Consider the following 10,826-nt stretch of genomic DNA (forward strand, 5'->3'; position numbering starts at 1 on the left):
AGATGTGTATAAAGAGTTTATCTTGAAATAATACGGAAATTCTAATTTCTCAAAAGAAGCATGTTTACCCTTGTAAGAAAGGTTTGATTCTGAACACCAAAACAATCACAAAATAAAGATATTCATAAGAGACAGATATTAGTGTGTTCGGAAGTAGTATAATTACAAAATGGCACAGCCATAAATATCATGGCTGTGCCATCAAAGTTTTGTTTCAAATTAATCGAGCATTAGTCAACTCCATATCTCGTCACGATAAATATTGCGCTCTTATCTGTTTTCCAAATTCACCAAAACAACCCCCCCCTCACACGCTGCCTCCGCATCCACTGGGTCGCTACCCACTTCTCACCGCGAACCACCGGGACGCTGCTGTGCAGGGTCAAGTTGTTAAGTTCTTGTTGGCGATAGAAGTATTCGAAGTACAAGGCGGACCCGCGCTCAGGTTTGACCTCTAGATCCAATAAGGGAAAGACGGTCTCTCCGCCTGCCTCCACATCGTTCAAGTAGATGATCAGGGTGCTGATCCGATTGTTCTCTGCGGAAGGGCTGTTCGGGCTGAAAAAGTCATAGTGGGCTTGGTATTCTTGGCCGGGGCCGTAGTGGAGGATTTGCAAGCCTTCCGCGTGTTCGATGGGCACGTTCATCAAGGCGGAGATTCGTTTTTCGATGCGATGGATAAAGGGGTTTTCCTCTTCTTCGAAAAACATCCCGCGGCTTGTGCGGATCTCACTGATCACGTTGTTCACGAGTTTGGAGTCTCGCAGTCGGGGAGCGGCTGCCTCAATCAATTGCCGGCATTCGTCGTCCGTCAGCAGCCGTTCGAATTTCATGATCAAAGGCTCTTGGTGCAGTACCGTCGCCGCAACGGTACGATCATCGAGCGAGTAGAAGGATTGAATCGGCAAGATGGAAATCTCCTCGCTCATCTCTATCACCTCTACTATTCAGTTTTTTGATGGAATTATTATACATCAGCCTAAGTTCGTCGAGTATCCCCCTCATTCAACCGTTCTCCCACGGATCATTCCATCAAACAAAAAATCAACAACCTCGCAGGGTTGTTGATTTTAGCGTGCTTCAGTTCACTTCAAGAGAGCCGCAACCCACTCCTGTTTCAACTCCACAAGGGATTGCTGACGCTTGCTCCGATCCTCGCTCACAGCTCTTAACGAGACCTCATCGATAACCGCACCCAGCGTAAATTCCTCTGGAGACATGAAGCGCGAGGAGCAACAAAGTCATACAGGACACAACCATCATAAAAATCAATCGCCGCAAATCCTCCACCCACACTTCAACTTGTACGGAATCCCATCTATATACTGGATTTAAAATCAGACAAGTACCACGCCGGCACCGGATTCCTCATCCCGTCAAACCACGTCAAGACATCTCGGGCCTGTTGCTGCATCACGGCGACTTCCACTTCACCAAAAGGGATGGCCCAAGGAATCGAAGACAACGCATTGTTGCCGATATAGAGAGCCAATAGCGTAAAGAATTCGTCCGGAGGATTTCCGTGAAAATAACCGTGAATCTGTCCCGTCGCAAAATGCGGACTGACCTTAGCGCTCCACACGATGCGATTAAACTCCTCCCACGGATCCCCGTAATCCCAGCGATTAAAATCGATGATCCACAGCTCCCCTTCGGGTGAGATGATCATATTCCCCACATGATAATCCCCGTGCTGAAAGCACTGCGGTCGCTCGCTAAGGTAGTGCCGATTCGCTTCAATATAAGCGATGATCTGCTCGTCGCCCACCATTTTTACGCCGCAGTCATGATATTGCTTGATTTTCCGGTCTACTTTTCGATTAAAAGAGGATTCCCACGGTTCTTGATCCACCGGGGCAGGGATACTGTGAATTTGCCTTAAGGTTTGCCCGGCTGTCACGCCAAGGTGGTATTGCCTCGTGTCCGTCAGCTTCGGCAATACCGCTTGCGCATCTTCGCCGTCACACCAGGTCGAGAGGGAATAGACACTCTGGCCGTTGTTGCATACCCCAAAATCCACAGGCCGCGACATGGGCACCCTGCTTTCGGCTAATCTTTTCATCATTTCAAACTCATGTTTCTTGTGGTCGTACTGGGAAATATCTGCGATGCGCAGCAGCCATCTCTCGTTGGTGACGGTTTCGATGTAGTATTTTTGGTCGCTCGACCAGCCTTTGGTGATCGGATCGATTTTTTTGAACGTTTCATAACCTTGGATATCCGCGAACACAGAATGCTCCCTCCCCCAATCCGCCTAGAACCATTATACCTGATGCCAAAAAAGGCCAACCAATTCTGGTTGACCCGATGATTAATCTAAAGCTAAAACAGCATATTCACAAACAAACCGCTTCCGTAGGTTGGCATCGTGATTTGAATCGAGGACTGGTAGATCGCGAATTGTTGTAACTGACGAGCCGTCTGGTTCATCAGGCTGCTGGCCGGCACGGTATTGAATCTTTCCATAGCTAAGGCTAGACGGTAAGCCAGGCCGACATGGCTGCTAATTGCTCGCGTGGTTTGATCGAAATTTAAGCTCAAATTCTTTTTGAACTGTTCTTCATCCAGCTGGAGTAAGCCGTCGCCGTCACGATAGAGGCCGAGTTGCTCATAGGTCGGGGAATCGACTAAGAAATCCAAGCTTTTTCGGATAGAGGGGTTCAAGATCCCGCCAGCTTCTGTCAGACGACCCACCATGGCATTGTAACTCGATATCAACTCACTCACTTGTGAAATGATTTTATCGACATTCGGATTAACCTGAATCCTCACCGTTTCCATCGATGGAGCCAGGAGTGTTACCGTCACTTTGTCCTTCTCCAGCTCAATTGTGTTCGACTGAGACGTTTGAATTGCACCGCCGTTCACGCTGTATGAGGCATTGGACGCAATTTGGGTTACATTCCGTACGCCTGTTGCTGACATCGCATTGCCGATAACGTCTTCAACCTCGAAAGCCTGATCCGTTCCGGTTTGGTCACTGCATAACTCTAGCTTCAGGTGGCCCGTATCTGCATCTGGGAGCATCGTTGCAGTAATCCCTGTCTTTGCTGCATTGATCGCCTCTTGTAACTTGCTCAGCGCTTGATCATTCGTATCGTGCTCAGCGATCACCACCGATAGCTTGGTCGTCTTGCCGCCAAGAGCAATGGTGAATTCATTCACCCCTTGGCTTACGACGGATGCACTTGCTCCTAACAATAAGGTCCCGCTGTTCTTTTGAGGGTTTGCAATCGCTTTCAACTTCACTTCATAGGTTTGCCTTGCAGCTCCAGCCGATGCCATTGCAATAACCAGGCTGCTGTTCGAGGTTTCCACCGTTCTTGCTTCGAATAATGGATTATTCCGCAGCATCAATTTTTTTGCCGCTTCTTGCACTCTGTATGTAGATTTCAAGAAGTTAACAATTCCGGTTGCCGCTGTCTTGAAATATTGCACATAATGCATACTTGGTGAGATGAGCCTGGACAATAAAGACGAACTTTCACTCATTCTATTGGAGGATTCAACATTCATGGCTGCCGTTCCGCTCGTCGAATCGATCAAGCTATACGAGTCGTTCGATAACATTCATCCATCACTCCCTTTATCATGGAACTGTAAAGTTTATTCTGGATGCATGGTCCCGCTTCGCACGATGATTCGACACTTTTCCTCTTATTTTATCTCCGAATTATCGCCGATAGTTGAAGTTTAAAGAAAACTTTAACTTCGCATGTGATTAGAATTATTGCATCTTCTCCTATCCTTAGCAAGTCCACGGCATGACAGATATGACTTTTATTATGACAACGGTCACTATGTAGATATGACATGACTTTGATACTCTTGGAATGCAGCCACTCATGCGGTTGTATTCTTAAGAGAAGGTGTGATTAACATATTTTCCTCCCTGAAAGATTCAACTAAATCCATTGTATTTATTCTGCTCGTCTTGCTTCTGGCGGTTGGTTTCAGCTTCATCCCTCATATGAATACCTTTGCTTATATGATGACGCCAACGATTGCAGTGCTCATCATGATGTTGATCGTGACGCGTGACGGTTACCGTAAATCAGGCTGGAAAAAGCTTGGTTTGCATAAGCTCGGCTTCAAAAGTTGGGGATTTGCGCTGGTCGTTCCAATCATCCCGTTGGCTGTGGGATTTGCCGTCGCCTATGCGGCGAACCTATCCTCCTTCGAGCCTGGAAGTGACTTTGAAGGCTTCAGTTGGACGGTATTTCCGCTGCTCATTGTCTTCTTATACATCAAGTCGGTGTTAACCCAATCCATGGGCGAAGAACTTGGCTGGCGCGGGTATCTGCTGCCGACCATGCTTGGATGCATGGGCCGAAAAAAAGCGATGTTACTTCACGGAGCCGTCCATGGGGTATGGCACTTCCCGTTAATTCTCAACACGGAAGCGTACCACTCCGATGAGAATCTCTGGCTTCTGCTGCCCATGACCGTGCTCAGCACGATCTTTCTTGGCCCCGTGATTGGCGAAATTCGCATGCGGACCGGCAGTGTATGGACCTCCTCGATGATCCACACCACGCATAATTTAGTGTGGCTCATTTTTGCCGCAGTGACGGTCGAGCATCAAGAAGCCGCAAAATATATCAGCGGGGACATGAGCCTCTTCGTTATTCTGTTCTACGCTGGACTGACATTCTATATGTGGAGACGGGGAAGAGCGTCTCACAATTGATGCCCATATAGCAAAAAACCACAACCATGAGGTTGTGGTTTTCCAAAATGGAGGCGAACCGTGGTATGCAGTTGACTCCCTATACCCGAGTAAGCTTATCCGGGTTTCTTACAACGTAGATTCTATGAATCTTTTCATCTCGATGTTGTAAATAGATAGCGGCCACGGCTTCGTCCCCGGATCGAAGCACAATTCCAGTCTCTCCGTTCAGAGCTGCAAACTCGGAGTGAAGACTTCCCTGAGACTTCAAGCCATGGAGCGCGCCGGCAAGGATAAGGGCCACTTGTTCGCGCGTTTGTATCGGATGTGTAGCCGCGATGACTTTTCCACCCCCGTCAGTGACGAGCATGACGTCTTCGCTCAGCAAGGATAACACAAGATCAACGTTACCTTGCTCGAGGGATGTGAGGAAGCGGCTCACCCATTCCAATTCGATCGCGTCGGCCGCAACCGTTTCTTCCTCGGATATGCCCATCTTGCTTCTCGCTCGGCTCATCAACATGCGGCAATTTGTCTCTCGCTTGCCAAGCAGTTCGGCGATATCCGGGTAATCGAATCCAAGCGCTTCACGAAGAACGAAAACCGCACGCTCTGTCGGCGATAACCTTTCGAGCAGTACAAGCATACCATAAGACAGCAGGTCACGGCGGACGACCGTTTCGAGCGTATCCGCTTCCGGTGTCGGAATCGGCTCGGGGAGCCAAGGACCGACGTACACTTCTCTCCTCCTCCGCGCAGACTTCTGCAGATCGAGACAGCGATTGGTTACCATTTTGCACAAATAGGCCTTCGGTTCCCTCAAACGTTCGGGATCTACGTCGCAGACCTTAAAGAACACGTCCTGCACCACATCCTCCGCATCTGCCGCAGAGCCTGTCAACTGATAAGCCAGCGTGAACAGCAGCGCTTTATATTTATCGTACAGTTCCTCCATACGCCATCTCACCTTTACCTGTTGTAAATATTGTACCCCGGGGCGCTCTTTATCTATCGAAGCATACTGGCGTGACTGATCGCAACCGTTTTCGGCATATTTGGCCGCGGCGAGGGTTCCATAATTTCAATCATTGAAGCTTAACCGAATTCTTCAGCATGATCGATCGCCCACTGTCTGAAGGTGCGAGGCGCTCGACCGGTTACTTCTATCACGGTAGAAAGCACAGTAGAGAATCTTTGACCTTGCTTGGATAGTTCAAAGAGTGCGTCAACCATTTCCGCAGGCATATACCGAAGCAGTTGCTCATAAGCGATGTCGTCCGGGATCGTTTCAAAACCGATATCCCGACCCAATACTTCGCCAAGTATGCGTACTTGTTCTCTACGAGTAAGTCGTTCAGGTCCGGTTAACGTATAAATCTTCCCTTCATGTCCGTCTGAGCTTAAAGCCTTCGCTGCGACGGCAGCCGTGTCTCGCGAATCGATGATTGGTATGCTGAGGTCGCCGAATGGCACCCGGACAACCCCCTCGGATCTGATCGAATCTTTCCATCGAAACGCATCGGTCATGAAACCGCTGGGCCGCAGGAATGTCCAGGATACACCCGATTCCCGGACTGCCTGCTCGGCTTTTAGGTGGAGTCGTGCAATAGCGTTTCCTGCTCCAATTTCAACGGTTGCCGCAGAGAGCAATACGATATGCCGAACTCCGGAAAGCCTTGCGATCCGCGGGAAATCAAAGTCGGCGGCTAGGGGCAACATCCAAAACACCTTCTCTACGCCTTCCAAAGCCGCTAGAAACGTCTCCGACTTCAATAAATCTCCGGCTACCCGCTCAACTCCTGCAGGAAGATTCGCCTTCTCCGGATTGCGGACGAGCGCCCGTACCTTTAAACCGTCTTTATGCAGCAGCCGAACAACTTCACGGCCCACCGAGCCGGTGGCACCTGTAACCAGAATCATGTTTTTCACATCCTTTGCTATTCCTATTTTTATACCGTTTGAACATGATGCAGCTGAGGACAGCGGTATAAGGTTACGCGCTTATTGTGAACTAGAAGTTGGATGCTACTTTAACCGCTTGGGCCAAGCCGTTTTCGATGATTTGCTGAGACCGATCTTGGAATTGCAAATGACCTTCGATGACAACCGTTTCAATATTCGTTATTCCCCAGAATGCCAGCATGCTTTTCACGTAGTTCACAGACATCTCTTTTTGAGCCAGCGGGCCTTCGGAGTATACACTGCCTCGTGCGTTAAGCAGCACGACTTTCTTGTCGCCTTGCAGCCCTACCGGACCTTGTGCCGTATAAGTGAAGGTTTTGCGAGGTTGGCTTAGATAGGACAGGTAGGTCAGCAATGGAGCGGGAATCGTAAAATTCCAAAGCGGGAACGCGAATACGACTTTATCTGCTGCCAGGAATTGATCTGCGTAGCTGTTCGCGATCGCGATGGCGTTTTGTTCCCGGGTTGTAAGTTCTTCACCCTTGGAAAGCTTGATAATGCCCGAATACATTTCGCCGTCGTAGTATGGCAGCTCCACTTCGAAAAGGTCTAATTCCGTGATATTGTCATTCGGGTTTTTCTCCCGGTACTCGCTTAAGAAAGCGTCGTACAGCTTTAAGCTGATGGATTGCTCCCGATTGTTAGCTTTAACGAATAATACATTTGCCATGTTCATCATTCCTCCAGAAATGTAATAGAAGTTTTGTCTCTAAAAATAATCATGTATTGCTTGCGTCGATCCTCATCTCCCCTTTGCGTTTTGCACATATGACGACGTACGGCTCTGATTTGTAACATGGAAACTCCATGACATGTCCAATCACTTGTCTGGTAACCTATGGACACGAGAAACCACCTCGAACGCGGATTGGAGGGGTGAAACAGGTGTGTGACCTGTATGAAAAACAAAAAAACTTGCCGACGAAGGGCAAGCTTTAAATTTCCAATAAAACGTATCAGGTCCGTTATCCACGACCGAGTAAGCTCCGTAGATATAAAAGGCAGACACCCCACTGATTACGGCAGCTTAACACGTACGAACCCTGCTGCAGCCAAGGCTGCCACAGTTAAGATCGCGGCAAAGGCGGTTGCTCCCGTGGCCAATCCGGTATAGTCGATCAGGTAGCCCGTGCACACAGGGAGGATAGCGGCAGGGATATAGCCGCCGATGTTAAGAACCGCGTTCGCTTCGGCTCTGCGATGCTCAGGAACATGCAAGCCGATCAGTGTCAGGCCACCGAGTTGGCCGAGACCTTGACCCGCACCGGCCAGCAAGGCTGCCAGCACTAGCGGGGTGACGGCGGAAGCATAGGAAGCGATCACCATGCAGAGCATGGCGAGAAAGACGGACGCTGCGCCCATCAGAAGCTGGCCTCGGATGGTAACCTTCTTCAGGAGAAATTGAACCCCCGTCGCCATCAAAAACATGAGGCATGTCATTCCGCCGGCGATAAGCGGATCCGAGGCGCCCAGCAGCTTCTTCAGCAGTGATGGGCCGAGCGACAGCATAAATGATGTGGACGTGATGCCCGGAGCGAAGACCGCGATGCCAAGAGCAAGGTGCAGCCGGTTACCCTTGGGCACGCTGGGCAGCCGAAGCCGCCATTCGCTTTGGCGTGCTGGGAAGCGCATTCGTGGAAGTGACCCGGCAACGGCGAAGGCGCTGGCCAATATCAAAAGTTGGGTGCCAAACAGGGGAACGACCGGTTGGGAGAGCAACTCGGAAAAGATGCCTGATAACAGCGGACCGAGTCCTGCACCCAGCACCATGGCGACCGAAGCGGCGAGCGCAGCCGTCTTTCTCCGAGCAGGGCCTCCGACATCCACGACCGAAGCCATGCCAGCCGAGACGATGACGCCGACGGCAATGCCCGATAATAATCGCGCGAGCAAGAGTGATGCGACCGTGGAGGCCGTGCCAAAAAGAATACAGGCGAGCACGGCGGCCGCAAGGCCCGGGAACAACACCGGCTTGCGACCGTACCGATCAGACAACTGACCGGCGACGAGCAAGGTCGCGAGTAAACCGGCGATATATGCGGCGAAGATTAATGTCAGCGTACCATTGGAGAAGCCCATTTCCTGCTGCCAGCGAACATAGAGTGGGGTGGCCGAATTGGACAGGATGAAGACCGCCGTTACGAGCCAAGCGGTCGTCCATATTCGCCAAGCGCTAGGGACAGGGGCGGTATATTGGGCTTGATCCGAAGCAATTGCCATCCACAAGACCTCCTAAGATGAAGAATTCTCATAGCACTATTCGCTCTCGAATCTCATCATAGGGTATAATCAAATATAACTGAAATACATAAATTGAATATAATACATAACCAATTGGTTATGATGGAGTGCATGCAAATGAACTTGAACCTTCTTCGAATCTTTGTGCAGGTTGCAGAGACATCGAACATTACGGAGGCATCCAAAGCGTTGTTCATCTCACAGCCAGCCGTGAGCAAAGCGATCAAAAATTTGGAGGCGTCGCTCGGCATCCAACTGTTCATCCGTGACAAGCATAAAGGGTTGCTGCTGACGGAAGCAGGGCGGGAGATTCTCGTATTAGCCAGGCAGATGAAGGCGATCGAGAACAGCATTTATCAAATTGCCGGCCGGGAGAACCGCCTGCTCGGCGGCAAGATCAAAGTCGGTTCCTTCCCCGCAGCAACAACAAACTTGCTATCCAAGGCCATCGCCGTTTTCCGTACAAATTATCCGTTGGTGAAAATCGAGTTGCTGGAAGGCGTCTCCGATCAAATCAAGCAATGGGTAGAAGACCGAACAGTAGAACTAGGGATTGTGGCGTCTCCGTTCGATTCATTAGAATTCGAGAAATTGCAGTCCGACTACATGGTTGCGATCGTTCCTGTGGATCATCCGCTGGCGAAAGAACCGATTATCGATCTGAATTGCTACCGAGACGAGGTTATTTTCTGTAAAGGCGGGCATGAGATCGCCATGAATTCCATCCTGAGAGAATACCGGATCGAGTTGGGGGAAGGTTTGACGGTGCAATCGGCCGAAACCTTGATCCGTATGGTCCGTAACGGGCTAGGCATCGGGCTGATTTCCAATTTTACGCTATCTTCCGTGTCGCACGATTTGGTCGTCAAGGAGATTCGACCGGGCGTCACTCGTGATATCGGCATCATCGCGCATTCCTTCGGGGAGATATCGCCGGCAGCCAAACAATTGGTTACCGTCCTGCTCCAAACGGGCCAGGAGTCGGGCGAAGGTTTCGAGTGATCAGACAGGATCGCCGAGCAATAAATCAAAAACCACAACCATAAGGTTGTGGTTTTTTAAGTTCAAATGGAGGCGAGGGGAGTCGAACAAGTGTACCCTATCTCCCGCCACTATTTATCATGTCCCATTATGTCCCACTGTGTAAGGCTTTGTTCGAAGTCAATTTCTTATTTCGTCTCATTTGATTTTACCGTTTATCTGCGAGTTTTATAGCTTTTGTCTACGGTTGTCTACAAAATATGGACAGGAGTCATAGCAAAGTCCGCCTGCTCTTATCATGCATCATAAAAATTAATGAAAATCAATATCAACGTATTCACTTCTATGTACACAACAAGATTAATTGTTATAAAACCTTGGTGGAATCCCCTTGTTTTCTGCAACTTGTCTTACGTAACTCTCCCATTGTCCAATAAGTTGTTTCCATTCCAGCGAATCTAAGTATTCTGCAAAACCTCTATCTAAATCAAACTCAGGTAGATAAATGCCTGCTACACCTGGTTGTAGTATTCCCTCGCTTAATACACCTTTTTCTCTTAGGATTAACATAGGTAAACCAAGCTGAAAAGCCATTGCCGGCTCAATCTGACAATATGGACTAGTGATCCATTGACCAGAAACATCAATGGATTTTCGGTCTGATATTTCAGACTGAAAATTGACTTGTCCTTTCTCGATATACGTTCTCCTAAAAGCGATTGAAATTATTCCATTTGACTCAAGCATTAATCCCCGTATAGCATTAAGAGGCGCTCTCATATTATAGTCCGTAACACCTAATGTCCTAGGATAAATTCCTCTCGCTTTTAAGTAATCCGTAATTAAATTAATAAATGACTCTTGAATTTTCAAATGAGGTTTCGGGTAACTAAGAAATACAGATATTATAATAAAACACCTCCCACTATAAATTAATGTTTTCTTGCATTTGCTCACGATTTCTTAGGTTTTC

11 protein-coding genes are annotated in these 10,826 nt (G+C 48.9%); 2 read left to right on the forward strand and 9 right to left on the reverse strand.

The genetic code is table 11. From position 1 onward, the window contains the following. Positions 1-287: 287 nt before the first annotated feature. The 4 genes from RW092_RS22215 to fliD form a co-directional block, all read right to left on the reverse strand. Positions 288-929: a 2OG-Fe(II) oxygenase gene (locus RW092_RS22215; protein WP_316011327.1), complete on the reverse strand. Its 642-nt coding sequence runs from the start codon at positions 927-929 to the stop codon at positions 288-290. A gap of 156 nt (positions 930-1,085) precedes the next feature. Then, on the reverse strand, positions 1,086-1,220 hold the full coding sequence (locus RW092_RS22220) for a hypothetical protein (protein ID WP_316011328.1): 135 nt from the start codon (positions 1,218-1,220) through the stop codon (positions 1,086-1,088). 98 nt (positions 1,221-1,318) lie between these two features. After that, positions 1,319-2,230 carry an aminoglycoside phosphotransferase family protein gene (locus RW092_RS22225; RefSeq protein ID WP_316011329.1) on the reverse strand — a complete coding sequence of 304 codons (912 nt, stop codon included), beginning with the start codon at positions 2,228-2,230 and terminating at the stop codon, positions 1,319-1,321. Positions 2,231-2,322: 92 nt separating this feature from the next. Then, positions 2,323-3,492, reverse strand: coding sequence for a flagellar filament capping protein FliD (fliD, locus tag RW092_RS22230; protein WP_316011330.1), 1,170 nt, complete (start codon positions 3,490-3,492; stop codon positions 2,323-2,325). 379 nt (positions 3,493-3,871) lie between these two features. Between fliD and RW092_RS22235 the strand changes: the two genes are divergently transcribed. Beyond that, positions 3,872-4,690: a CPBP family glutamic-type intramembrane protease gene (locus RW092_RS22235; RefSeq protein WP_316011331.1), complete on the forward strand. Its 819-nt coding sequence runs from the start codon at positions 3,872-3,874 to the stop codon at positions 4,688-4,690. Positions 4,691-4,769: 79 nt separating this feature from the next. Here RW092_RS22235 and sigJ read toward each other — a convergent pair whose 3' ends face one another. The 4 genes from sigJ to RW092_RS22255 all read right to left on the reverse strand — a co-directional run bounded on the left by sigJ (position 4,770) and on the right by RW092_RS22255 (position 8,851). Next, on the reverse strand, positions 4,770-5,624 hold the full coding sequence (sigJ, locus tag RW092_RS22240; protein WP_316011332.1) for an RNA polymerase sigma factor SigJ: 855 nt from the start codon (positions 5,622-5,624) through the stop codon (positions 4,770-4,772). A gap of 140 nt (positions 5,625-5,764) precedes the next feature. Continuing rightward, positions 5,765-6,589 carry an NAD(P)H-binding protein gene (locus RW092_RS22245; protein WP_316011333.1) on the reverse strand — a complete coding sequence of 275 codons (825 nt, stop codon included), beginning with the start codon at positions 6,587-6,589 and terminating at the stop codon, positions 5,765-5,767. A gap of 91 nt (positions 6,590-6,680) precedes the next feature. Then, positions 6,681-7,301: an FMN-dependent NADH-azoreductase gene (locus RW092_RS22250; RefSeq protein WP_127576715.1), complete on the reverse strand. Its 621-nt coding sequence runs from the start codon at positions 7,299-7,301 to the stop codon at positions 6,681-6,683. 347 nt (positions 7,302-7,648) lie between these two features. Next, a complete protein-coding gene (locus RW092_RS22255) occupies positions 7,649-8,851 on the reverse strand; it encodes an MFS transporter (RefSeq protein ID WP_316011334.1) in 1,203 nt (400 codons plus the stop codon). A gap of 132 nt (positions 8,852-8,983) precedes the next feature. Between RW092_RS22255 and RW092_RS22260 the strand changes: the two genes are divergently transcribed. Beyond that, positions 8,984-9,874, forward strand: a complete 891-nt coding sequence (locus RW092_RS22260; protein WP_316011336.1) for a LysR family transcriptional regulator — start codon at positions 8,984-8,986, stop codon at positions 9,872-9,874. 339 nt (positions 9,875-10,213) lie between these two features. Here RW092_RS22260 and RW092_RS22265 read toward each other — a convergent pair whose 3' ends face one another. Then, positions 10,214-10,726, reverse strand: coding sequence for a hypothetical protein (locus tag RW092_RS22265; RefSeq protein ID WP_316011335.1), 513 nt, complete (start codon positions 10,724-10,726; stop codon positions 10,214-10,216). Between the last annotated feature and the right edge of the window lie 100 nt (positions 10,727-10,826).

The sequence above is a fragment of the Paenibacillus sp. 3LSP genome (assembly GCF_032465655.1).
Lineage (GTDB): Bacteria > Bacillota > Bacilli > Paenibacillales > Paenibacillaceae > Fontibacillus > Fontibacillus barengoltzii.

Bases quoted from the DNA above. Each gene is read 5' to 3' on its own strand.
- RW092_RS22215 (WP_316011327.1), bottom strand. From the start codon at position 929: ATGAGCGAGGAGATTTCCATCTTGCCGATTCAATCCTTCTACTCGCTC.
- RW092_RS22220 (WP_316011328.1), bottom strand. From the start codon at position 1,220: ATGTCTCCAGAGGAATTTACGCTGGGTGCGGTTATCGATGAGGTCTCG.
- fliD (WP_316011330.1), bottom strand. From the start codon at position 3,492: ATGAGTGAAAGTTCGTCTTTATTGTCCAGGCTCATCTCACCAAGTATG.
- sigJ (WP_316011332.1), bottom strand. From the start codon at position 5,624: ATGGAGGAACTGTACGATAAATATAAAGCGCTGCTGTTCACGCTGGCT.
- RW092_RS22245 (WP_316011333.1), bottom strand. From the start codon at position 6,589: ATGATTCTGGTTACAGGTGCCACCGGCTCGGTGGGCCGTGAAGTTGTT.
- RW092_RS22250 (WP_127576715.1), bottom strand. From the start codon at position 7,301: ATGGCAAATGTATTATTCGTTAAAGCTAACAATCGGGAGCAATCCATC.
- RW092_RS22255 (WP_316011334.1), bottom strand. From the start codon at position 8,851: ATGGCAATTGCTTCGGATCAAGCCCAATATACCGCCCCTGTCCCTAGC.
- RW092_RS22260 (WP_316011336.1), top strand. From the start codon at position 8,984: ATGCAAATGAACTTGAACCTTCTTCGAATCTTTGTGCAGGTTGCAGAG.